A 23,197-nucleotide genomic window follows, 5' to 3' on the forward strand; every position below is an offset into this window, starting at 1 on the left:
TCTAGTTCAAATCACTTCAAATCTGGAAGATGTGGAGACAAGTGATTAGTGTGCGATTGCCTTCATGTGTAAGTTTTAGGTTGCATTGGGCGGAGTCAGCGGCTAGTAGTTTTTTCTTTTGTAGACAGCTTAGTTAGATTTACACTGATCCTTCTTTTTTCTGTTTACAGAGCTGCAGCCGTTCAGCCGGCTGCTTCGGGCCTGCTGTTTCCTGTGGTGATTCAGCCGGGTCCCTTGTGTCTGTTCCCGGTTTTGCGGGAACGGGACTGTTACGGACGGTTTTGATCGTCCGGTGTTGGGTTTTGGCACGGCATGATGTAGCTGTGTCGAAATTTACAGGGAAAATCCGGGTGGCCCCGTTTTTCCTTTCGGCTGCGGGAGTATTCCCGCGCAGTCTTATTACATGGGGGGCTGTCATGGAACAGCGGAAAACTCTCGTCGAATTGCGGGGGGTCAGCAAGTCCTTTGACGGGGACGTGGCTCTGAGCAATGTCGATATCTCCATCAGGGACAAGGAGTTCCTGACCATTCTCGGTCCTTCCGGATGCGGAAAGACCACCATTCTCAGAATTATCGGCGGATTTGAAACGCCGGACTCCGGCACTGTCAGCATAGGCGGTGCAGTTGTTAACGGGCTCCCGCCTGAAAAGCGGGCTGTTAATACCGTTTTCCAGAGTTACGCACTTTTCCCGCACATGAACGTGTTCGACAACGTTGCCTTCGGCCTGAAAATGCAGAAGGTTCCGGCGGATGAAATCCGCAGCCGGGTTGAAGAAGCCCTGGCTCTTGTCGAGATGGGGCGCTTTGTAAAGCGCAAACCCCATGAGCTTTCCGGCGGCCAGCAGCAGCGTGTGGCCATAGCCCGTGCACTGGTCAATAAGCCTTTGGTGCTGCTGCTTGATGAATCCTTTTCCGCCCTCGACCGCCGTCTGCGCAAGCAGATGCAGATGGATATAAAGCATCTGCAGCAGGACACCGGCATCACCTTTGTTCTGGTCACACACGATCAGGAAGAGGCCTTTACCATGTCCGACCGGGTGGTGGTCATGAACCACGGTCGGGTAGAGCAGGTTGGCAGCCCCCGCCAGGTTTATGAAGAGCCGGAAAACCTGTTCGTTGCCGGGTTTGTAGGTGAAACCAATCTCTTTGACGCGTCGGTGATTTCCTGTTCCCCGCTGGGTGCAGGCTTCAGGGTTGAAGCTGAAATGGGCGGCAGAAACTGCTTCCTGATCAGCAACCGGGAATATGTTCCTGGAGAGGCGGTGCGGGTACTGCTGCGTCCCGAGGACCTGCTGCTTGAACTTTATGAAGAGTATGAAGCAGCCGAAGGACGACCTGTTTTCAAGGGGCATGTGGTCGAGACTGTTTACAAGGGCACTACCTACGATGTTGTGGTGGAGCTTGAAAACGGCAGTACCGTGCTGGCAACCGAATTTTTCAATGAAGACGCGGAAAGCGTTTCCTTTCGTCCCGGAGACGAGCTGGCTGTAAGCTGGATTGAAGGATGGGAGGTGGTGCTGCCCCATGAAGAACAGAGTGAACTCTAAGGTCTTTGCCTCATCATCCATTTGGGTCTGGCTGTTCCTGCTGGTGGTCGTTCCCAATATTCTGGTGCTGGGCGTATCTTTCCTTACCGTCGATACAGATAATTTCGCGTCCCTTCCCTTCACTTTCGAGAACTACCGCGAACTTTTGGACCCGGCTGTCCTCAAGATTTTCCAGCGTTCTTTCAGCCTTGCAGCCCAGACTACCGTCATCTGCCTGCTGACCGGATACCCTTTTGCCTGGTTTCTGGCCCGCCTTTCCAAGCGCTGGCGGCCCCTGTTTCTTCTGCTGGTCATTATTCCGTTCTGGACCAACTCTCTGGTGCGCACCTATGCTCTGGTGGCCCTGATCAATGCCAACGGGCTGATCAATAAGTTACTCATGGGCATGGGCCTGATCACAATGCCGGTCCAGATGCTTTACACTCAGGGGGCGGTTCTGCTGGGGCTCAGCTATACCCTGCTGCCGTTCATGGTCCTTCCGCTGTACTCCTCAATCGTCAAGCTGGACCTGAGACTTCTGGAAGCAGGCCGTGATCTTGGGGCCGGACCGGTGCGTGTGTTTTTCAAGGTTGCCTTGCCGATGACCATGCCGGGTATAATCTCCGGATGTATGCTTGTGTTCCTCCCTGCTTTGGGTATGTTCTATATACCTGATATTATGGGTGGTTCAAAGCAGGCTCTTATCGGTAACTTTATTCGCGATCAGTTCCTGGTCACCCGCGAGTGGCCTGTGGGCGCGGCCGCGAGTGTCTTTCTTACCGTACTTATGGGCACCATGTTTGTGGTGCAGTCGCTCAGCCGGTCGAAAAGGGTAAGGAGGCGTAAATGAAGAAGCTGAACCGAATTTACGCCTTCATGGTTTTTTTCTTTCTCTACCTGCCTCTGGCGGTAATGGTGGTCTATTCCTTCAACTCTTCCAAGTATTCAATGAATTGGAAGGGCTTCACCTTCGACTGGTATTTCCGTCTATCCGGTAATGACCGGCTGGTCGAGACCGCACTGAATTCCCTGATGCTGGCCTCTGTTTCAGCTACAGTGGCGACTCTGATAGGGACAGTGGCGGCGGTGCTGATAACCAAGTACCGCTTTCCCGGCCGCAAGGTGATGCAGGGGGCCCTGTATGTGGTTATGATGGCCCCTGACATTGTCATGGGTATCTCCCTGCTGATACTATTTGTGGCACTTTCGGTTCCTTTGGGCTTCTGGACCCTGCTGCTGGCACATGTGACCTTTTCAGTGCCCTTTGTGGTGGTAACTGTGGCAGCACGCTTGAAGGGTCTTGATCCGCACCTGATAGAGGTCGCCAAGGATCTTGGCGCCGGGGATTATGAAACCTTCAGGCATATCATTGTTCCGCTGGCATGGCCTTCGGTCCTGTCCGGCTGGCTTTTGAGTTTTACCTTGTCCATGGATGACGTCATCGTCAGCTTTTTCACCACCGGGCCCACGTTCGAGATTCTGCCTCTGAGAATCTACTCCATGGTGCGACTCGGGGTTAAACCGGAAGTAAACGCTTTATGTGCAGTCATGATTGTGGTCACCCTTGTGCTGGTGTCCATTTCACAACTGCTGATCAAGGAGAAAAAATGAAGAAACTGATTTTTACCCTGCTTATGGTCGCCTTTTCTTCCACCGCTCTGGCCGGAGATCTGATTCTGTACAACTGGTCGGAGTACATGCCCCGGGAAGTGCTGGAACAGTTCACCAAGGAGACCGGTATTCAGGTCAAGGAAGTGACCTATGACAGTAACGAGGCCATGTACACCAAGATCAAGATGGTTGCGGATCACGATTACGACATCGTTGTTCCATCGACTGATTTTGTTGTACGCATGAGTGCTGAAGGGCTGCTTCTCCCACTGGATAAGTCCAAGCTTCCCAACTTCAAGAATCTCGACAAGCGTTTCGTGGACCAGAGTTTCGATAAGGGTAACAAATACAGCGTACCTTATTTCTGGGGTTCTTCCGGTATTGCAGTTAATACCCAGTTCGTTCCTCTTGAAAAGGTCAAGTCCATCAAGGATCTGCTTAATCCGGAACTCAAAGGCCGCATTCTTCTGCTCAACGACCTGCGCGGCGTGTTCGCCATTGCGCTTAAAGCCAACGGTTTTTCCGTGAACGATCAGAATCCCGAGCACATCCAGAAAGCATATGAATTTCTCCAGAAGCTTCTGCCGTCCGTAAAGGTATTTGATTCCGACTCCCCCAAGCAGGCCATGCTCAGCAATGAGGCCATGGTCGGACAGCTCTGGAACGGAGAAGCATACGTTGCCAATCAGGAAAACCCGGCTATCCAGTACGTGTATCCCACTGAAGGATACAGCCTGTGGATGGACCATCTGTCCATTCCGCGCGGGGCCAACAATGTTGATGAGGCCTACAAGTTCATAAACTTTATTCTGCGTCCGGATGTTGCGGCCAAGATTGCCCGGGAAATGGGCTATTCTTCCCCCAATGCCGAGGCTGTGAAGCTGCTGCCTGAAGAAACCCGTAACAGCATGATCTCCTATCCCAGCGATGATATTCTTGCCCGCGGGGAGTTCGAGGTCGGACTGGGTGAAGCTACTCCCATCTATGAAAAATACTGGCTCAAGCTGAAAACAGCCGACTAGGTTGCAAGGTTAAGCCGCTCCGGTTCATGATCGGGGCGGCTTTTTCTTGTGTGAAAAGCTAATGGCATGATGCCGCACAGTTATGCTAAGGTCCTTTCATTCCAATACGGGGTGTAAAGATGAATTCATATATAAGAAATATTCTATCGGTTTTTATTCTGCTCCTGCTGCTCTCCTCCCCAGCCGGGGCTTCAACTATTTTCCCGCTTGAACCGCCGGATACCTCAAGCCCCCGGGCGACGTTGTCCAGTTTTATCTACTATACTGATGAGCTTTATGCTGCAGCCACAGCTGCAAAAGAGGACCTGGTGCTGGCTAAGGAGTACCTGCAGCGGGCTGAGCACTGTTTTGACCTGAGCGAGGTCCCACCCACTCTGCAACGCAGTGTAAGCATTGAATCGGTGTTGCGGTTGCGTGAGATTCTGGACCGGATCGAGCTTCCGCTGCTTGAGGATGTGCCGGACAAGTATGAGATCAAAGAGCAGAATCTCCAGAAATGGCGGATTCCCCATACCGAGATCACCATCGCCCGCGTTGCAGAGGGGCCGCGAATGGGCTCCTATCTGTTTACCCCCGATACTGTGGAGCGGCTTGAAGGTTTTTATCTTGAGGTAAAGGCTATGCCTTACCGCGGCGATAAGGGTGAGAATTATACCGGTTTCTATGAGCAGTACATATATTCTTCCGGGTGGATGATTCCTGATGGCTTTTTGAAAAAGCTCCCCGACTGGATGCTTCACGGTTACTACGGACAGGCTGTCTGGCAATGGCTGGGGCTGTTCATTGTGCTCATGTTCTGTGCGGCTGTTCTCTGGATGGTCTGGCTGTGGCACAGGAGGCGCAATCGTTCTCCGCGAAAGGGGCTGCATCCGGGACGTCTTGTTCTGCCGCTGGGCGGCATGTTGTTCTGCGTGATGGTCAAGTATCTGGCTGTAGGTCAGATTAAAATAACCGGCAATGTGCTGGCCTATCTGACGGTTTTTCTGGGAGTATGTTTTTCAGTATCTGCAGGACTGGCTATTATCGTGGCCGGTGACATCATCATGCGCGGGATCATCGCATCCTCCAAGATCAAGGAGGAAGCACTTGATGCTGATGTCATCAAGCTGATCTGCCGGTTGGTGACATTCAGCCTTGTTTTTGCTTTGTTTTATCAGGTCGGCGGTTATTTCGGTATTCCGGTTACTGCGATCTTCGCATCTGCCGGTATTGCCGGTGTGGCGGTTGCTCTTGCAGCCCGTGAGACTTTGGCCAACTTTTTCGGCGGGGTGTCCATTTTCCTCGACCGCCCGTTCAGGGCCGGGGACTACATTGTTCTCAGTACCGGAGAAAGGGGCGAAGTCAAGGCGGTGGGTATGCGCAGCACCAGGCTGCAGACCCGCGACGATGTAATGATCACCATCCCCAACTCTGTCATCACTAACGGCAAGGTTGTAAACCAGAGTATGCCGACTCCGTCTTTCAGGGTCAGAATAAAGATCGGGGTGGCATATGGGACTGACATTGACAAGCTGGAGAAGATTCTTGTTGAGATTGCCGCTGCCAATCCCATGGCGGTAGATTTTCCCGAACCTCGGGTCCGTTTCCGCGCATTCGGGGACTCGGCACTTGAGTTTGAGCTGCTCTGCTGGGCAATACGCCCCCATGACCGTGGCCGGCTCATTCATGAGCTGAACAAGACCATTTACCGTCGTTTTAATGAAGAAGGAATTGTCATGCCGTTTCCCCAGCGCGATGTTTATATTCACAAGGTGGAGGGCTAGGGCTGATGAGTGAAGAGCAGAAGCATCTGACAAGGTTCAGGGGAGAGGTCTCCCGCCGTGACCGGGAGGAATTCTGCGGACACAGGTCTGCGGTCTTATGGTTTACCGGGTTGTCAGGTTCCGGGAAGTCGACAATAGCGCACGGGGTGGAGAAAAGGCTGCATGATGCCGGAATGCGGTCCTATGTTTTTGATGGGGATAATGTCCGCCACGGACTGTGCAGTGACCTGAGTTTTTCCCCGGCGGCACGCACCGAGAATATACGGCGTATTGCCGAGGTCTCCAAACTTTTTGCTGAAAACAGTACCATCTGCATGTGCGCGTTTATTTCCCCGCTGATGTCTGACCGTGAGATGGCAAGGGAAATAATCGGTGATGACGACTTCTATGAAATCTTCGTAACCTGTCCTCTCTCCGTTTGCGAGGCACGTGACGTCAAGGGTTACTACAAGCTGGCCAGAGAAGGTAAAATTAAGAATTATACCGGAATATCGGCTCCATATGAGGCTCCGGACAACCCGGATCTCCTTGTTGATACGGATGTGGAAACGCTTGAGGAATCAATTGATAAGGTCTTTGGTTTTATACTTGAAAAAGTAAGGCTCTGAGCGGGTATGAAGCAGGATTCGTTTTTTTTATCCCGTCCCTTCAGGAAAGAAGGGACGGGTTTTTTATGGAATATGATTAGTAGGTTATAACTGTGCCGGACCAGCTTAGACCTATCCCGAAGCCGAAGAGCATGATTTTGTCTCCCCGCTGTATGCTGCCGTTTTCTTCAGCACGCTTGAGGGCGATGGGGATGGTCGAGGAAGTTGTGTTGCCCACCTCATAAAGGTCGATGATGAGTTTGTCTTCGGGGATGCTTAACTTATTTCCAAGTGTATCCAGTACCTTGCGGCTGGCCTGATGGAAAATGAACTGATCGATTTCGTCCATGGGAGTTCCGGCCTTAAGGGCCAGCTTCCTGATTTCTCCCGGAATGGTCTTCATGGTGAACTGGTATACGCTGTAGCCGTCCATCTGGAAGTCCGGTGGGGCAATTGCTGTTTCACGGCTTCTGCCGGTGACAGGGCCAATGCCGGAATTGTTGCATTGGATGGAGCGACAGCGGCTTCCGTCCGTGCCCATGAGGAAAACCGGCGGCGTGTCGGGTTTGTCGAGAATAGTTGCGGCTGATCCGTCGGAAAAAATGATGTAGGATGTCTTGTTGTCCGGATCGATGATTTTTGAATAGTTGTCGACGGTTACGAGAAGTACCCGCTCAGCTATGCCGGCAGCCATGTATCCGTAAGCGATGGACAGACCGTAACAGTACCCGCTGCATCCCAGACTGATGTCAAAGCACTTGGTGGAAGAGGGCAGTCCGAGTTCATGCTGCAGGCATGCGGAAATATGGGGAAGAAGTTGATCCGGTGTCTGGGTGCAGACGATCAGGGTGTCGGGCAGTTCGTTCTCAGCAAGGCCTTCAAGAGCTTGAACTGCCGATTTGTAGGCCAGTTGCAGTGTTGTTTCATCTTCATCTGCATGGTGCAGATAACGGACTCCGGTTTTGGGCAGGGAGTTCTGTACATGCCAGTGCGGTTTGGTGTCATCCAGCGTGTGACAATCCACGGTACGTTCCGGCAGGTAGTAGTTAATAGTGCTGATAAAGTTATTCATGGGTCATGGAAGTATGTTGCAGTATTGTCCCGTAGGAATAAAAAGGGGCAAGTCTCGTCAGTAACCGGAGGCGGGTAAATGGGTGCGTTGCATCCTGAGAAGTATTGAATCCCCAAGCAGTCTCGGAGGGAACTCATAGCTTCATTTTGCTGTCAGTGCAAGCTCCTAAAAATATAATCACATACCTTCTTTGATGTATGAATAAGGCCCGAATTCTGTTTCTCCAGATTCGGGCCTTGAACGTAAGAATAATTAGTGTTGCAATTATTTGTTTTCATTGATTGTGTTTATGGCTGCAGGCAGGAATATGCTGAACGTGTCATGCAGTCCGGCCATAAGCTTTCCTGCGTTGTCCCCTGTATTGGACATGTTTTTTTCCTGTTTTGCGGAATAATTTTTGGCAAACAGAAGTTTATTGTCCTTGCTGACCATCCCGTCATACTGAACCTTGAATCTCATTTCCAGCTGTCCGGGGCGGTAGATGTATACTTTGTTTGCTATGCCGGTGATGATGAACATGTCTCCGGCATCATCCATGGTCTCAAAATACTCAACATCGTAGCCCTGAGCTTTGAGCTGGCTGAAAACAGACTGGCCCATCCACGTCCCGATATCCACCGATGGAACAAAGCGGAAGACGGAACTCTGTCCGACATCGGTAATGGGCTCGGATTCAGTGAATTTAACCACTGCAATCTTTGTCCGGCAGTCCGGGAGATCGATTTTGATCGGGGTGTAGCTGAGGTCAAGAGCTGTGTCCCGCAGTGTTGTCTCTTCGGCCATTGCTGTAAAGGGTACCATGATCGCGCAAAGCATCAGGATTGCAAACAGAACAGTCTTTTTCATGAAGTTCTCCCGGTTATGGTATTACTAACTGGTATACAATGCTTTTCAAGATAGTTTATTAGCACTCTTATTGTCAAAGTTATTTGGAAAGGCTTTGGTCGGTAAGGATCATGAGCGAACAGGGGGACTGCTTCTTGACCGCAGGCATGGGGTAGTTTACTTGCTGTATCATCTTTGGCCCGTTGCATACCCAATTTCTTCTTATCAGGATTAAAAATACATGGTGAACCGTTCTCCGAACAGTGAAGTTTTTTCCGGCAGGCAATCTGATCTGATTCCTGTGATCTGCCTTGTTCTGTTTGCCGTTCTGGTGCGGGTCGTCACCTTGGAATATATTGAAATTGGCGGAGACTCCCTTTGCGTGTGGGAGAATGTGGTCAATCTGGTTAACTACGGACATTATTTCGAGTGGAACCATCATACCATGCGCTGGGCGATAAACATGCCCCTGTCGCTGGTTCTTGAGCTGTTCGGCACCTCATCACTTAATTACTACATTCTGCCTGTTTTGTTTTCAGCGTTGTCGGCTATGCTGGCTTACTTTGCAGGCAAGGAACTGGGCAGCCGCGGGTTTGCGGTCTGCACATCCGTGCTGGTGGTCCTTTATCCGAAAATGACGACCATGGGCAGCCAGCTCTGGCCGGGCCTGTACGAGATGACCTATCTCCTTGGCTGCGTGCTCTGTCTGCTCGTCTGGCGCAGAAAGGGCGGCTGGTGGCTGCTTGCGCTCGGCGGGATACTCGCTGCATGTGCCTGGGCCTCACGGCTGACTGCAATTTATTACAGTCCCGGTATTCTGGCCCTGCTTGTGTTCGACAGGAGGCAGGTTCGTCCGGTTCTGATATTTTCCGTTTTTTTTGCCGTTGTCATCGGTATTGAATGGCTGTACTTCTGGCATGATACCGGTAACGCATTGGGCAGAGTGGGTATAATCACCGGTTCGCACGTTGCTCAGGATGAACTGCTGGTCAGCCCGGTCCAGTATTTCCTAAATTTTACAAAGCTGATCAAGTTCAGAGGGTTGCTTCCGGTGGTTCTTGCCGCTCTGGGAATTTCTGTCTGGCTGTTGAGAAGAGGCAGCGGGAACGAAAAGTGTCTCGCCATACTCTTCCTGGGCGGACTCTTTTTCAATATCTATATGGTATCGAGCCTGTCCCCTTTGAAGCTTGCTGCGCCGGTTGGGAGCAGGTATCTGACCGCAGCGGTTCCCTATATGGTCATGATTATGCTGTTGGGTCTGGAACGCTGGAGGGCCGAATCCCCCAGGGCGGCCGATGCTGTCAGATGGGCACTTATTATCGCCTTTGCGGCGTTCAGCCTCAAGGAAATTCCGACGCAGAATACCCTGCTTCGGCTCCGGAATGACTTGAACAACGCCCGAATTGTGAGTGAAGAGCATCTTCCGGTACTTATGCGTTTTAACGCCTGGACTCCCAACGTTGCTGAGAAGGTGGTGTTTGACCTGCTTGGTATGGAAAAAAAGGGGCGCCTCAAGATCAATGAGGATGAGAAGATGCTCAAGAACGGGCGCAGAATGCAGATAATGCTTTTCGGCAAACCGACCGACAAGGATTTCAAGCCCGAGTCCATCAACGGATATTATTATATTTTTATGGGAGATCGCAGCTCCCTTACAGGAGCATCCCGAGTGGCTGTTTCCGATTTCAGCCGCAAGGATCATGAGCTGATCATTGTTCCGGCAGATTCCCTTTCCCGTGAGATCATCAGAGGTGAAAATAAATGAAAATAGCGGTCCTGATTCCCTGCCTTAACGAAGAAGAGGCCATCCCCAAAGTTGTTAGCGATTTTGCCGCCCAGTTGCCGGGAGCTGACATTTACGTCTACGACAACGGATCGACGGACCGGACCATTGAAGTTGCCCGCGCAGCCGGGGCCTTCGTTTCATCGGAGCCCAGACGCGGAAAGGGTAACGTTGTGCGCCGGATGTTTGCTGATGTCGAGGCCGACATCTACGTCCTTGTTGATGGGGATGATACCTATGATGCTTCAGCGGCACCAGCCATGATCGGAAAGCTGCGGGATGAAAATCTCGATATGGTGGTTGGTATCAGGGACCATGAGAACGATGACCGGGCCTACCGGGCAGGTCATCAGGCCGGGAATGCCGTGTTCAATAAATTTCTCGGAGTGGTTTTTGAGAAGACCTTTACTGACATCTTTTCCGGTTACCGGACTTTTTCCCGGCGTTTTGTAAAGACTTTTCCCTGTCTCAGTCGCGGGTTTGAGATAGAGATGGAGATGAGCATCCATTCCATCAGTGCGCGTCTGCCGGTTGCTGAAATGGTCACGACCTACAGCAAGAGACCCGAGGGCAGCCACAGCAAGCTCAATACCTATCGTGACGGCATGCGCATCCTGCTGACCATGATTCATCTCTTCAGGCATATTTCTCCATTCAAATTCTATAGCGGTATAGCGGCTGTACTCGCTTTTCTTTCCCTGTCTCTGGGATTGCCCGTTGTGGTGGAGTGGCTGCAGACCGGGCTTGTTCCCAAGCTGCCCACAGCTCTGCTGGCTGCCTCCGTTGGCATCATTTCATGCATTTCCTTTGCCATCGGTATCATTCTGAACAGCGTCAGCCGGGGGCATATGGAGATGCGCAGACTTGAGTACCTTCATTTTTCCTCTCCGGGAGTGTGCAGTTCTCAGTGCAGGGAAGGCAAGCAATCCTGATGAACGGGTTGCTTAACAACCGGTTCCTGCGCTTCTGTTGCATCGGGGGACTTGGATTTGTCATTGATTCAGGGATTACTTACGGGCTGGTTCTGCTCGGTATGGATTCCCTTGCTGCCCGCATTCCGGCCATTCTTATCGCCCTGACGGTCTGCTATCGTTTTCATCACGGGTTCACCTTCAGAAAGGAGGGGCGGGCTCCGTGGAGCGGCTGGTACAGGTTCGCCATATCAAATGCAGTGGGGAGCCTGATCAACTACGGTGCCTACGCTGCAGTGCTTCTGGTTTGGCCCGCAGTTCCGCTTATTCTTCCGCTTATTGCCGGTTCAGCTTCAGCAATGGTGGCAAATTATATTATGTCGGCATGTTATGTATTTCGATGAGGTTCTGAGACAGGTCGAATCTTTTTACTGATGAAGTCGTTTCTGGACTTTAAGGCCCGGGTATGCTTATTTGCCCGACTTCAGGGCCACACCTGTTTCAGGTCCTGCAGATCCTGAGAAGTAAAAGCGAGCATTAAGATATAGTGAAGGATATAACCTCGATCAACCCGAAACGGATTCTGGTCTGCCAGCTCAGGCAGATCGGGGACGTTGTTCTTTCCACTCCCTCGGTAGCTCTGCTGCACAGGAAGTATCCCGAAGCAGAAATTCACGTGCTTACCGAGGACAAGTGTGCTCAGGTCTTTGATAATAACCCGGCTATCAGCCATGTCTGGCGTATCGTCAAGAAGGAACTGCGCAATCCTTTAAAGGCCCTGTCGTTTTATCGCAGTGTCGGAAGGGCCGGGTACGATCTCGTGGTTGATTTTCAGCAGTTGCCACGCTGCCGCTGGGTCATGATGTTCTGCAATGCCCCGGTGAGGCTTACCTACAATCCGCCGTGGTACAACCGGCTGCTTTATACCAATTGGCCGGAATTTATTCCCGGTGGGTACGCGGCCAAGTATAAGGCCGGGGTTCTGAAGCCGCTCGGTATCGAATGGGACGGAGAGCGTCCGGAAATTTTCGTCAGCGAACAGGAACGGAAACAGGCCGGAGCCTGCCTGAAGTCTCTGGGCGTTGGCCCCGTAGATCCGCTGATTACGGTTGATCCTTCGCACAGGAGGCATACCCGCCGCTGGCCGGCCGCCCATATGGGCAGGCTGCTCCGCCTTGTATCTGAGCAGAGGCCGGAGTTCCGTTTTTTTCTTATCTACGGCCCGGGAGAGAAGGATGTTGCTGTCGAGGTTAAAGATATTTCGGGGCTGGGCGATAAATGTGTGATGCTTGATAAGCCTGGGTCCCTGCGGCTTATGGCTGCGCTTATAGAAAGAGCCGAGCTGCACATCGGGCATTGTTCCGCTCCCAGGCATTTTGCCGTGGGCGTGGGCACACCGACCGTGACCATACCGGGATCTTCCAGCAGTGCCTGGACCTTCCCGTCTCCGGAGCACGTAGAGGTGGTTCCTGATCTTGATTGCCAGCCCTGCGGTAGTGAGAGCTGTACCCGAGGTGATCTTGCCTGTCTGGTACAGCTGATGCCTGAAGATGTTTTGAAGCGGGTTTTGGAGAAAATTCAGGACAGCCCTTCTGTTAAGGCTGCTCTGTGAATATAAGTAGTCAACCAAGCTGCCCTGCTTTCAGGTAGCTGTCGCAGCTGGTTGTTTTTGCTGAATCAAACAGTAAAAAGAAGGTAAATATAATATGAAAACGTTAAGAGTTGGTGTTGTCGGCCTCGGTTGGATGGGCCGTGTACATCTCAGAAATTATTATGAGATGCCCTTTGTTGAAGTTGTCGGGGTTGTTGATGTCAATCAGGAAGCCCTTGACGAAGTAAAGAAGCAGTACGACGTGATGGGTTTTCAAACTGTTGAAGAGCTCATGGAACATGACCTTGACGCTGTCAGCATTTGTGTACCTACGACACTTCATCACAGTTTCGGTAAAAAGGTTATCGAAAATAACATTGCTTTGATTATCGAAAAGCCTTTGGCTGCAACCGTTGCTGAAGGTGAGGAGCTCGTCAATCTGGCAGCCAAAAACGGTGTGCCTCTTATGGTTGGCCATGTTGAACGCTTCAACCCTGCAGTTCAGCGTGTTAAATCACTCATGGGTGACGGCGTTGAACCCATTTCAATCCAGATTGAACGTGTTGGTCCCTATCCGCCGCGTATTCAGGATGTAGGTGTCATCAAGGACCTCGCTTCTCATGATATCGACCTTCTTCGTTACCTCTCCGGTTCAAATTTCAAGAACGTATATTCTGTCACGACTTCCACCAGAGGCGGTCATGAAGATAATGCACTGATTACCGCAGAGACCGAATCCGGTATCCTCTGTAACATTAACACAAACTGGGTTACTCCGTACAAATCCCGCAAGATCAGGGTTGCTGCCAAGACCAAATTCATTGACGCCAACCTTATTTCTCAGGAGGTCAGGGAATTCAGTGAGTTCTCAACCTACGATCAGAGCTACAGCGTGAGGGAATGGCCCCTTGTTTTCCGCGAGCCGGTCAAGGAAGAGTTGATTCAGTTCATTAATGCTGTTCGCAATGGTGGCCCTGCGCCCATCACCGGTGAAGATGGCCTTGAGGTTCTCAAGACCATTGAACTGATTCTCGGAAGTTAGAAATAAAAAGGTGAAATCCGGTTGTCCAGATGTGTATAACCGGATTTCATCGAAATGGCACTGTTAATTGGTTATAAGTGCAGGATTTTTATGGTTTATGATTATTTCGTAAACCGAATTCTGAAAGGGATTTGGTACCAAATAAAATGGGGAGCTATAAGCTTTACCGATCCCATTTTTTATTTATTTTTGTCTTTTGGTTTTGTTGGGCTTTATGTGCCGAGTCCTGATGTAAGACTTTCTTTAGGCTGGCTTTTTTTTAAAGCTTTCATGGAAGAATTTTTTTTCCGCTTCCTGCTGCAGGAAGGTTTTGACCGTCTTCTCAAATATCAGTGGCGGTTGGGGCCGCTTAGTCTTGCCAATGTTCTTGCCTCGCTTATTTTCGCCTGTATGCACTTGATTCATCAGCCAGTGCACTGGGCTTTGCTGACCTCGGTTCCGTCACTTGCTTTTGGTTATATTTGGCAGAGATATAGAAGTGTTGTCCCGGGTACATTAGTGCATTTTGCATATAACGTCTGTTTGTTCTATCAGTTTATGTAATTTCCGTAAGCTTTGGGGAACTTGACGTCTGTTGTTAAGTATAGGAAGAATAGACTGATTTGATTGCCTGTTTTAATGGCGTTTGTTGAAATCAATTGTGCCAGCGGTTTTGCCGGACATTACTTTGCCTTACCCGGAACCCTCCGGTGGAGTTTATGAAGCTGCATATGCATAGTAAGACAAGAAAAATTATTTTTGCGATTCTTATTTCCATTTTCCTTATCCCTTCAGGCGTGATGGCTCAGCCCGAAGGTGGGGATGCCGTTCACGCAAACCTGGAAAGCATTTCTTTGGTGGATTTTATCAAATTTGTTGGGCGGTATACTGGACGAAATATTGTCTTTAATGCAGGAGCATTCCCAGATACCAGGGTCAGTATATATGCCGGGCAGTCCTTGTCGGAGCCAGAGTTGATGGCTGTTTTTACCGAGGTCCTATCCGGGGCGAATTTCTATCCTGTAACTCGCGAAAATGTAACGTATATTCTCCCTCACAGAGATGCACTTACAATAGCCCCGGTTGTAAAGGCCGGTCCCACCAAAGGTGACGGAGAGGAGCTGATCACGTCTGTTTTTCAATTGCAGGGCAAAATGGATCCGACTCAGGCTGCTGCTATGCTTAAGCCTTTTGCGTCTAAAGTTGGCCAGGTTCATCCTGTAGCGATGGCTGATTCTGTTTTAATACGGGACTTCCAAAGTAATGCAGAAAGAATGAAGAAGTTGCTGGCGATCATTTCCCAGGCTGCAGCGGGTCAGGAGACAGTGACCATTGATCTTGCAGAGAGCAGCTCTAAGACCGTGACCGCCAAACTTAATTCCTTTTATAAAAAAATGTCCACTGCGGGTAAAATAGGAACTCCTCCTGTCATTGAATCCATTGACTGGGCCAATGCCATCCTTGTTTCCGGGACCCCGGGACAGGTTGTTACCATAAGAAAGCTTGTATCTCGATTGGATAAGGCGAGTGAGGCGTACTCAAAACTTAAAGTATACAGACTTCATAATATTGAAGCCGTAGTTGCTGGAGATGTTTTGAAAAGCCTCCTTACTGGTGGTGCGTTGAAAAGTTCCGGGACTAAGTCCGGAGCAGGCGATAAGGGCGGTGATAATGGTGCCGGTGCATCTTCAGCAGCAGGACAAACTACGAACGATGGTGATACTCAGGTTTCCGCAGATGAGAGCACCAACTCCTTGATAGTCCTTGCTGATGTTGCCCAGATCCCTCAGATCGACAAGTTTGTGGAAGAGATTGATCAGGCGCAGGACCAGGTTTATATTGAGGCCCTTGTCCTTGAAACCACCCTTAACAATGCCAAAGAGTTCGGTGTTGAGTGGCAGGGCGGGATTGATCTTGGGGGCAGTGTTGCTACTCTTGGTTATACCAAAACGGACGACAGTAAGCTCAGCGCCTATGCAAGCAATCCGTCTTCTGTTCCAGGTGGGTATTCAATGGGGGTCCTGGGAGATACTATTTCTTATGCGGGGCAGACGTTCCCTTCTATTGGAGCGTTGGTTAACTTTACCAAGTCTGCAGGTGACTTCAACCTTATTTCTGCTCCTCAGTTGATGACTCTGGATAATACCGAGTCTGAGATTTTTGTTGGTGAAAACAGGCCCTATAAAACAGGGGAAAGTTCAACCAGCGGAGATTCGGTTGTTTCCACCTATTCTTACAAAGACGTTGGAATAAAACTCAAGATCACTCCACATATCAACCGTGAGGATGGTTTGATTAAACTTGACGTCTACCAGACATACAATACTGTTTCGACCAGCGCTGGAACTTTGGAACTTCCTGTCACCCGTGACAGAACGACAAAGACTAAGGTCTTGATGGCTGATGGATCTACTATGGTCATAGGTGGATTAATTCAGTCGGACCAGACCAGAAGTGAAAGTGGAGTTCCGTATCTTTCCGATCTTCCTCTACTGGGCTGGCTTTTTAAGAGTACTTCTCGAAGCGGTAACAAGCAGACCCTGATGGTTTTCCTCTCTGCAAGGATTATTCAGACGACAGAGCAGGTCGAAGCTTTGAGCCAGGCTAAAATGGATAAGTATAGAAAGCAGAGAGAACGGTTTGATGACTTCATAGAAAAAGAGTTTAACACTTTTAAAAATGATTCAGCAAAATCAGGCGATAGCGTGTCATCAACCATGTCTGACAGCTAGCAGGTAGTGTTTTGAGCAGTACGTACAATTTGAGTCAGGTCTCGCGCGAAGTAGTCGACTTGTTTCTAACGTTTCCCCAGCGTAATGAGTTCATTCCTGTTGAAACTGGCGATAAGGAGATTAAAATTCTGCTTCAAAACGAAGCATCCTTGCCCATGGCCGATTTTCTGTCATGGAAGCTGGGTATGAATGTTATTACTGAAATTGTTGATGAAGAAGAATTTTATCCCCTCCTTGAACAGGCTTTGACGGTCTGGGAGGAGGAGAGTGCGGTAGAGTCTGAAGGAGATGCAGAAGATGGCGATGGAGGGCAGGATCTGCTGGGATGGTCCCATGATGATGCTCCGATTGTTCGCCTTGTAAACAAAACTCTTCATCAGGCTATTTCGACCGGTGCCAGTGATATCCATTTTGAGGGTCAGGGAAATGGGTTTGTTGTCAGGTACCGGCAGGATGGGGTTTTGAAAGCTGTAAAGAGGCTTGATAAAGGTTTGCAGCCCACGGTGATCGCTCGTATCAAGGTCATGGGTGAAATGGATGTGGCCGAAAGCCGTAAGCCTCAGGATGGACGTATTTTTCTTAAGCTAGGACAAAAAGAGGTTGATGTCCGTGTCTCTACTATCCCCACTATGAGTGGAGAGAAAGCTGTTCTTCGTATTCTTGACCGTTCAAAAAATATTCTCAACCTAGAAGATTTAGGTCTTAAAGGAAAGGATCTTGAGCTGTTCAGGACGGTTCTTGCTCAACCGCATGGTATTGTTCTTGTTACAGGCCCTACCGGTTCCGGTAAGACAACCAGTCTTTATGCAGGATTAAGCGAACTCCCCAGGGACGACAAAAACATAGTAACCGTCGAAGATCCAGTTGAATATCAGCTTTCCGGTATTAACCAGGTTCAGGTCAATAAAGCCGCAGGGATGACCTTTGCTACCACGATCCGTTCATTCCTAAGGCAGGATCCTGATATTATCCTTGTGGGTGAAATCCGTGACCAAGAGACAGCCAGCACCGCTGTTCAGGCCTCTCTTACAGGGCATTTGGTCCTTTCCACGCTTCATACGAATGATGCTGCGACCGCGGTAACCAGGATGCTTGATATGGGGATTGAGCCATTTCTGCTCGCCTCTTCCTTGTCACTCGTCCTGGGGCAGCGCTTGGTTCGTGTAAACTGCAAGCATTGTTCTCGGGAAAGAGATGTCGCCGAGAATACCTTCAAGCTTTTTGAGAACATGGCTGATCTTCCTCATAAGCAGAGTTCTGGCGCAGGCTGCGAGCACTGTAATTTTACGGGCTTCAGTGGGCGGCGCGGTATTTACGAACTTATTCCCGTTACCGAAGAAATACGAGGTCTTATCATGGATGTAGCTTCCTCTGACAAAATCAAGGCTTATGCCAAAGAAATGGGACATGAGTCCATGGTTGATCACGGTATACGTCTGGTTCGGGAAGGAGTCACCACGCTTGAAGAAGTAGTTCGTGTTACAAAGCTTTAGCCTAATTGATTCTCAATAATCGTATATAATCAGTGAGACGCCATAATGAGTTTTGATTCCAGACGGCCAAATTGGCTGAACGAGTGGAAGTTTTTTGTATTGCTTTCTTTTGTTTCATTCGCATTCGCTTTTGCCTTGCGCTGCATTGAGTTGCCAAAGTGGAGCAACCCCTTATGCAGTTGGAACGGCGAGTACATTATGGGAACTCATGATGCGTACTACTGGCTTGCGGGTGCTAAGGGAGTTGGGAGTGCGGCAGATCATCCAATGGCTAGACTTGTTGCATTTCTGGGATCGTTCATTAATGCTCCATTAGGCAATATTGCTTTTTGGTTGCCTGCTGTTTTTGCAGGCCTGACTTCCGTTGCCGCTCTTATTTGGGGAATGGTTATAGGCGGGCGCTGGGTTGCCTTAGCAGGCGCTGTCTATGCTACGGCTATTCCTGCATTTTATTTTCGTACACGTCTTTCGTACTATGACACCGATGTTGTAACTCTTTTCTTTCCAGTTCTTATCTCAGGGCTCCTTGCTGGATGGATTATTCAAGGAGTTAGAAATTCATGGTTGCCCGAAAAGTCTGAGCAAGTCACTGACTTTGAACCGACTCTTTATGATTACGCATTGCCTTATTTCGCAGGCTTAATGACTTTATATGGTGAGACATGGCATTCTGACGTCAGTATGTACGGATTTCTGGTTGTTGGCATGGGGGCTGTTTTGTCTATTCTCTGTGCCCGCACTGCTGATTCTAGGGTGACCCTGTTTAAAGGGTTATTGATTTATTCCGTGGCTTCATTCGTAGGAGTGGCGGGATCTTTCATTTCGATTGCTCTGATATATGTGTTCCTTGATAGTAGCTTCAAGCGCTACAAGCAACTTGATAACATTCTCATTCTTGTCGCAGTGTTGGCCATTGTACTCTCCTTAAGTGGTGCAGGTCTTGCGGCTTTTGAAGTTATTTATACAAAGATTTTCAGTTATATGAAGCCGGTGGCAGAAGGAGGAGCGGTAGCTGGAAATGGACCGGTTTATCCTGGGGTGACCCAAAGTGTAATTGAGGCACAGAACATTAGTTTTGATACGTTATTTGAAAATGTTTTTGGAAGTAAGGCTCTGGGCTGGGCTGGGTTCATTTCTTTCATAGGGCTTGTTCTGGTCAGACCAACCAGCATCCTTCTTGCCCCTCTCGCTCTGGCCGGATTGGCAGCGGTATTTATGGGGGGGCGATTCGGTATGTTCTGCGGTCTCCCCATAGGTGTTGGTCTTGCGGGATTTTCCGTTTGGATTATTTCAAAAGTGGCAAAAAATGTACAGTTAGAGAAGGCGGCTTCGTGGCTTGCCCCATGTTGTGTTATTTTGGTTTTATTAACTTCAAATATGAATATTTATCGTAACATTGCTGCAACCCCCATTATCTTTCCAGAGCATGTACAAGGTCTTGTTGAGGCTGGAAAGTATATGCCCGCTGGCAGTACAGTATGGACATGGTGGGACTGGGGGTATGCAACAATGTACTATACAGGAAGAGATTCATTTGCCAATGGCGGAATGCATCCAGGTCCGATTCTTTTCCCTCTTGCACTTCCTTTCACGACTCCTTCAATTCCCCAAGCTAATCAGTTTATTAAATACTGTGCCTTGCAGAACAATAATCCTGCAAGTGTGTGGGAAAAAAAGACTGGGAGTGAAGTGCAGAGAATGATTAAATCTTTTGGTGAAAAAAATTATGCTTTCCCAGTCAAAAACAAACAATTTATTGTAGTAACGTGGAAAGATGTAAGTCTCGCTTATTGGATTATGTATTATGGCTCTTGGGATGTAGCAACTGGAATCGGTACTCATCCTCAGGTGATGCAGCTGTATTCTCCTTTTTCTGTTGATTTCGAGAATGGATCGATTGTGTTGAAAGACTCTGGAGCTCAATATTCTTTGCGTGGATTTAATATTTTGGGAAGTAAGACTGCTAATGTGAGGACTTATGATAAGAACGTGGGGCCCACACTCGTTTTAAATGAACTTGTCAGACAGGGGTTTCTAGTAGATGATTTTGCCGCCCAGAGTACGATGCTTAAATTGTTAACATGGAATCCTGGGAGCCCGGCCATTTCTTCATACTTTAAGCTTCTTTATGAAGGCGGCCCCTTTGTGCGGATTTATGAAGTCCTTTGATATAAAAAAGCGAAATTTTCTTGAGAAGACTTGAAAGTTTATCTTTTAAGTGCTAGTAAAAATTTTGACAAACCTGAAACCTTTTAAATGTGGAGATCTTTTCAATGAAAAAGATTACAGTTCTTTTTACAGTGCTGCTCATGCTGGTTGCTTCCAGTGCTTTCGCAGCAAAAAGTGGTGCTCCGGCATTCCTGAACGGAACACTGGATGGCCATTACAAAGCTAACGGTACTTATCTTGCCTTTACAGGTTTTAGCATGAACGGTTCTGCTCATGCAGTAAGTACTACTGAAGACCAGAATGGTCTTGGTTCCATGGGTTTCTTTACTTATAACAAGACCACCACTCAGGACGTTCGTTACTATATGCTGATGAACGCTTCTGGTGTAGGCGGAACTGCTCTGAACGGTTCTTTCGTTTACACTAACGGTTCTGAAATTGTTGAAGGAAACTTTGGCAACGGTACTTCTTCCACTCCGTCCATGTCCTACTTTGACTATGACACCACTTACGGTGACATGTACGGCCTCGTAGGTCAGGAACTCAACAACGCAACCTGGAACGCTTCTACTGTTTACGTTCCCGCTGGTGCATACCAGATGATGGTTGGTCTTGCTAACAGTACCACCAACGCTACTCTGACCGCTGGTGACACCCCCCGCAAGCACTATCCTGGTTCCGCTGTTACCATGCCGATCATCTTCGCTAACGGTACTTTCACCGGCGTATCCAGCACCTCCGATGTATGGGATTACTATGCATTCGGTCAGGTTAAAGCTGTTCCTTACTACATCATCGGTCAGGTGAAAATCACCGCCGATTCCGGTAACGACAACGCTCAGGTTAAATACTTCATGTCCAACGGTACCAAGACCGATAACTCCGGTTCCTGGATTACCTACAACGCAACTGGCATCAGCACCAACTCTCTGGCGCTGACCAACAACAAGTCTGCTTACAGAACTCTCCTTGAGAATGCTACAATCAACGAAGACAAGAACATCATCACTGGTCAGGTAAACACTGTAGCTAACGAACGCTGCTTTGTTGTGATGATCAAAAACGGTTCTAACTACTCTTCTAACGATCTCAAGAGCCGTGCTTTCAAGACTATCTTCCTCGGTGCTAAGAAAAACACCCTTGGTAACGCTACCGCTGGTATTTTCCACACCGTTCTCGACGATAGCCTCCTCGTCACCAAAGGTTTCGCAAGAACCCTTAACGGTGCAGAAATCGAAGGCGGACGTAGCAACCATCAGTATGACACCACCATCAACGGTTACGTTGGTGCTCTGGCATCTACCTCCGAGTTCGGTCTTTCCCAGTCCAACATGACTCTGTACCGTGCTGACGGTACCACTGTACAGTCCAGCTTCTACGGTAAGCAGGCTGCTGATAAAACCTTCGGTGCTGGTATCATCGAATACAACGCTACCACTGGTTCCTATGCAACCTACGGTCTCGCTTTCATGATCCCCGACACCGCAGTTACCTACGCTGTAGCTGGCGCACCTGCTGGTTACCAGGGTAACGCTTCTATCTCTACCCTGAGAACTAACTTCACCGAGAACTCCTCTGTAGCATACTCCGCTACTGCTCTGAGAGCTCGCTGGACCGGTATTCCCTCCAACTTCACTCCTCTGACTGAAGCAAAGGGTTACTCTGCTACCTTCAGCTCCGGCTACAAGGGCGACCTGTACTACACCGCTCAGTACGCATTCGAAGGTCTTGCTGGCAAGATCGACAACCTGCGTCTTTACAAGATCAACCCCTTCACCACCTCTTCCAGCAAGCTGAACTACGCAGGTTCCGCTACTACTGCTACTGATGGTGCATGGTGGATCTCTTCTCAGACCGCTGGCGGTTACCTTGCAAAGGATTCCGTTCTGGATGCTTCTGAGACCTACTACGTAAACTGGGTTGTAAAAGATAACGGTTCCTACGATGCAAACAGCACCCTTGCTGGCGGTATCGTTGACCCCGTCGTACTCGGTTCCGTGCCTACTTCCACTTCCTCCAGCTCTTCCGGTTGTGTATTCAACCCCGCTGCTGGTTTCGGTCTGGAATGGCTGCTTCTGATGCTGGCTCCCATGGTTGCTATCGTACGTAGCCGCTTCAAGAAGTAATTAAGCTATCTTTGCTGATTAAATAGGTTTGTCTAGGGACTGCCCATTGGGCAGTCCCTTTTATTTAGGAAAAGAGAATGCGAAGCAATAAACTTTGGTTGATGCGAAACAAATACGTAGCTTTCGCCTGTCGTGAATTGATCCATAGGCTGTGCCCCTCTGCCGCTTATGGTTTTCTCACTGGAAGGCAAGATAATCCGTATGGTGAGTCTGCATATACACTGACATTTGATTTTGATTTTGAAAAAGATATTAGTGCTTTTCCGCGCATTTTAGACTTGTTGCATAAGTATGATTTGAAGGCAGGAATGGCTGTTATTGGAAAGTTTGTAGAAAAATATCCTGATATTCATAAGAGAGCGGTCGATGAGGGGCATGAAATAATTAACCATTCTTATACTCATCCCGATAATCCGCATTGGGCTCCAGGTAAATACTTTAATAAGCTGAGTTATGAAGAGCAAAAGGCTGAAGTCGAAAAGGCCCACGTTGTCATCAAGGATATTCTGGGTGTTGATTGCATAGGCTTTAGAACGCCACATTACGGCATTCTTCACACTGAAAGTGTGTATAAAATCCTTTCTGAATTGGGTTATAGGTATAGTAGCTCAACAGCGGCTTGCGCATTTCCTGGTTACGGTGCTCCTTTACTTTACAAGCACAATATTTATGAGATACCCACAGGGTGCAGTCTTAATTTTCCGTTAGCTATTTTTGATTCTTGGAATATGCTGAGGAAGAAAAGACCATTTCTTGAAAATGATCAGCAGTTTATCCAGGAGTTTACAGTTACAATTGATCACCTTGTCTCCAACTCATATTATTTGACACATTATTTTGATCCATATGACGTGGTAGAGAATGGTAAGCTGGAGAAAATGTTGAAGAAATTATGTTCCGTTAAAACGGTCCTTTATGAAGATATGATTGAAGAGATTGATTCGCAGCGAAATGCTTGATCATAC

General features: G+C 49.0%; 19 protein-coding genes. 17 read left to right on the plus strand and 2 right to left on the minus strand.

Translation table 11 applies throughout. From position 1 onward, the window contains the following. Positions 1 to 416 precede the first annotated feature (416 nt). The 6 genes from potA (at position 417) to cysC (ending at position 6,530) form a co-directional block, all read left to right on the plus strand. On the plus strand, positions 417 to 1,547 hold the full coding sequence (potA, locus tag N7E73_RS09290; RefSeq protein ID WP_432738787.1) for a spermidine/putrescine ABC transporter ATP-binding protein PotA: 1,131 nt from the start codon (positions 417 to 419) through the stop codon (positions 1,545 to 1,547). After that, entirely contained in the window at positions 1,525 to 2,376 is an 852-nt protein-coding gene (gene potB / locus N7E73_RS09295; RefSeq protein ID WP_432738789.1) for a spermidine/putrescine ABC transporter permease PotB, read from the plus strand. The genes potA and potB overlap by 23 nt, the downstream gene beginning before the upstream one ends. Further along, the gene (potC, locus tag N7E73_RS09300; protein ID WP_432738790.1) at positions 2,373 to 3,137 is read left to right on the plus strand and encodes a spermidine/putrescine ABC transporter permease PotC; all 765 of its coding nucleotides are present in this window, start codon (positions 2,373 to 2,375) and stop codon (positions 3,135 to 3,137) included. The genes potB and potC overlap by 4 nt, the downstream gene beginning before the upstream one ends. Next, on the plus strand, positions 3,134 to 4,159 hold the full coding sequence (locus N7E73_RS09305; RefSeq protein ID WP_432738791.1) for an extracellular solute-binding protein: 1,026 nt from the start codon (positions 3,134 to 3,136) through the stop codon (positions 4,157 to 4,159). Before potC ends, N7E73_RS09305 begins: the two co-directional genes overlap by 4 nt. 119 nt (positions 4,160 to 4,278) lie before the next feature. Beyond that, positions 4,279 to 5,922, plus strand: a complete 1,644-nt coding sequence (locus N7E73_RS09310) for a mechanosensitive ion channel family protein (RefSeq protein ID WP_432738792.1) — start codon at positions 4,279 to 4,281, stop codon at positions 5,920 to 5,922. Positions 5,923 to 5,927: 5 nt separating this feature from the next. Further along, positions 5,928 to 6,530, plus strand: coding sequence for an adenylyl-sulfate kinase (cysC, locus tag N7E73_RS09315; protein WP_432738793.1), 603 nt, complete (start codon positions 5,928 to 5,930; stop codon positions 6,528 to 6,530). 76 nt (positions 6,531 to 6,606) lie between these two features. Here the strand turns inward: cysC and N7E73_RS09320 are convergent, their stop codons facing one another. Both N7E73_RS09320 and N7E73_RS09325 read right to left on the minus strand, forming a co-directional pair. Continuing rightward, positions 6,607 to 7,581 carry a 3-oxoacyl-ACP synthase III family protein gene (locus N7E73_RS09320; RefSeq protein ID WP_432738794.1) on the minus strand — a complete coding sequence of 325 codons (975 nt, stop codon included), beginning with the start codon at positions 7,579 to 7,581 and terminating at the stop codon, positions 6,607 to 6,609. Positions 7,582 to 7,845: 264 nt separating this feature from the next. Further along, positions 7,846 to 8,427, minus strand: coding sequence for a hypothetical protein (locus N7E73_RS09325; RefSeq protein ID WP_432738795.1), 582 nt, complete (start codon positions 8,425 to 8,427; stop codon positions 7,846 to 7,848). A 220-nt stretch (positions 8,428 to 8,647) separates the two neighbouring features. Here N7E73_RS09325 and N7E73_RS09330 point away from each other — a divergent pair, with 220 nt between their 5' ends. From N7E73_RS09330 to N7E73_RS09380, 11 genes are all read left to right on the plus strand, one after another. Then, positions 8,648 to 10,171 carry a hypothetical protein gene (locus N7E73_RS09330; RefSeq protein WP_432738796.1) on the plus strand — a complete coding sequence of 508 codons (1,524 nt, stop codon included), beginning with the start codon at positions 8,648 to 8,650 and terminating at the stop codon, positions 10,169 to 10,171. Further along, positions 10,168 to 11,121 carry a glycosyltransferase family 2 protein gene (locus tag N7E73_RS09335; RefSeq protein ID WP_432738797.1) on the plus strand — a complete coding sequence of 318 codons (954 nt, stop codon included), beginning with the start codon at positions 10,168 to 10,170 and terminating at the stop codon, positions 11,119 to 11,121. The genes N7E73_RS09330 and N7E73_RS09335 overlap by 4 nt, the downstream gene beginning before the upstream one ends. Further along, positions 11,121 to 11,504, plus strand: coding sequence for a GtrA family protein (locus tag N7E73_RS09340; protein ID WP_432738798.1), 384 nt, complete (start codon positions 11,121 to 11,123; stop codon positions 11,502 to 11,504). The genes N7E73_RS09335 and N7E73_RS09340 overlap by 1 nt, the downstream gene beginning before the upstream one ends. Before the next feature lie 143 nt (positions 11,505 to 11,647). After that, positions 11,648 to 12,712: a glycosyltransferase family 9 protein gene (locus tag N7E73_RS09345; protein WP_432738799.1), complete on the plus strand. Its 1,065-nt coding sequence runs from the start codon at positions 11,648 to 11,650 to the stop codon at positions 12,710 to 12,712. Between the two features lie 94 nt (positions 12,713 to 12,806). Then, on the plus strand, positions 12,807 to 13,733 hold the full coding sequence (locus tag N7E73_RS09350) for a Gfo/Idh/MocA family oxidoreductase (RefSeq protein ID WP_432738800.1): 927 nt from the start codon (positions 12,807 to 12,809) through the stop codon (positions 13,731 to 13,733). Positions 13,734 to 13,787: 54 nt separating this feature from the next. Continuing rightward, entirely contained in the window at positions 13,788 to 14,276 is a 489-nt protein-coding gene (mrtJ, locus tag N7E73_RS09355) for a JDVT-CTERM system glutamic-type intramembrane protease MrtJ (RefSeq protein WP_432738801.1), read from the plus strand. A 155-nt stretch (positions 14,277 to 14,431) separates the two neighbouring features. Next, positions 14,432 to 16,444: a type II secretion system secretin GspD gene (gene gspD, locus N7E73_RS09360; protein WP_432738802.1), complete on the plus strand. Its 2,013-nt coding sequence runs from the start codon at positions 14,432 to 14,434 to the stop codon at positions 16,442 to 16,444. 11 nt (positions 16,445 to 16,455) lie between these two features. Next, positions 16,456 to 17,937, plus strand: a complete 1,482-nt coding sequence (locus N7E73_RS09365; protein WP_432738803.1) for a GspE/PulE family protein — start codon at positions 16,456 to 16,458, stop codon at positions 17,935 to 17,937. Between the two features lie 45 nt (positions 17,938 to 17,982). Beyond that, the gene (locus tag N7E73_RS09370; RefSeq protein ID WP_432738804.1) at positions 17,983 to 20,106 is read left to right on the plus strand and encodes a hypothetical protein; all 2,124 of its coding nucleotides are present in this window, start codon (positions 17,983 to 17,985) and stop codon (positions 20,104 to 20,106) included. Between the two features lie 104 nt (positions 20,107 to 20,210). After that, positions 20,211 to 22,232 carry a hypothetical protein gene (locus N7E73_RS09375; protein WP_432738805.1) on the plus strand — a complete coding sequence of 674 codons (2,022 nt, stop codon included), beginning with the start codon at positions 20,211 to 20,213 and terminating at the stop codon, positions 22,230 to 22,232. Positions 22,233 to 22,309: 77 nt separating this feature from the next. Next, entirely contained in the window at positions 22,310 to 23,191 is an 882-nt protein-coding gene (locus tag N7E73_RS09380) for a polysaccharide deacetylase family protein (protein WP_432738806.1), read from the plus strand. The last annotated feature ends 6 nt before the right edge of the window (positions 23,192 to 23,197 follow it).

The organism is Maridesulfovibrio sp. FT414, assembly GCF_050916235.1.
GTDB lineage: Bacteria > Desulfobacterota > Desulfovibrionia > Desulfovibrionales > Desulfovibrionaceae > Maridesulfovibrio.

Coding starts and splice junctions, on each gene's coding strand:
- potA (WP_432738787.1), top strand. CDS start 417: ATGGAACAGCGGAAAACTCTCGTCGAATTGCGGGGGGTCAGCAAGTCC.
- potB (WP_432738789.1), top strand. CDS start 1,525: ATGAAGAACAGAGTGAACTCTAAGGTCTTTGCCTCATCATCCATTTGG.
- potC (WP_432738790.1), top strand. CDS start 2,373: ATGAAGAAGCTGAACCGAATTTACGCCTTCATGGTTTTTTTCTTTCTC.
- N7E73_RS09305 (WP_432738791.1), top strand. CDS start 3,134: ATGAAGAAACTGATTTTTACCCTGCTTATGGTCGCCTTTTCTTCCACC.
- N7E73_RS09310 (WP_432738792.1), top strand. CDS start 4,279: ATGAATTCATATATAAGAAATATTCTATCGGTTTTTATTCTGCTCCTG.
- cysC (WP_432738793.1), top strand. CDS start 5,928: ATGAGTGAAGAGCAGAAGCATCTGACAAGGTTCAGGGGAGAGGTCTCC.
- N7E73_RS09320 (WP_432738794.1), bottom strand. CDS start 7,581: ATGAATAACTTTATCAGCACTATTAACTACTACCTGCCGGAACGTACC.
- N7E73_RS09325 (WP_432738795.1), bottom strand. CDS start 8,427: ATGAAAAAGACTGTTCTGTTTGCAATCCTGATGCTTTGCGCGATCATG.
- N7E73_RS09330 (WP_432738796.1), top strand. CDS start 8,648: ATGGTGAACCGTTCTCCGAACAGTGAAGTTTTTTCCGGCAGGCAATCT.
- N7E73_RS09335 (WP_432738797.1), top strand. CDS start 10,168: ATGAAAATAGCGGTCCTGATTCCCTGCCTTAACGAAGAAGAGGCCATC.
- N7E73_RS09340 (WP_432738798.1), top strand. CDS start 11,121: ATGAACGGGTTGCTTAACAACCGGTTCCTGCGCTTCTGTTGCATCGGG.
- N7E73_RS09350 (WP_432738800.1), top strand. CDS start 12,807: ATGAAAACGTTAAGAGTTGGTGTTGTCGGCCTCGGTTGGATGGGCCGT.
- mrtJ (WP_432738801.1), top strand. CDS start 13,788: ATGGCACTGTTAATTGGTTATAAGTGCAGGATTTTTATGGTTTATGAT.
- gspD (WP_432738802.1), top strand. CDS start 14,432: ATGAAGCTGCATATGCATAGTAAGACAAGAAAAATTATTTTTGCGATT.
- N7E73_RS09370 (WP_432738804.1), top strand. CDS start 17,983: ATGAGTTTTGATTCCAGACGGCCAAATTGGCTGAACGAGTGGAAGTTT.
- N7E73_RS09375 (WP_432738805.1), top strand. CDS start 20,211: ATGAAAAAGATTACAGTTCTTTTTACAGTGCTGCTCATGCTGGTTGCT.
- N7E73_RS09380 (WP_432738806.1), top strand. CDS start 22,310: ATGCGAAGCAATAAACTTTGGTTGATGCGAAACAAATACGTAGCTTTC.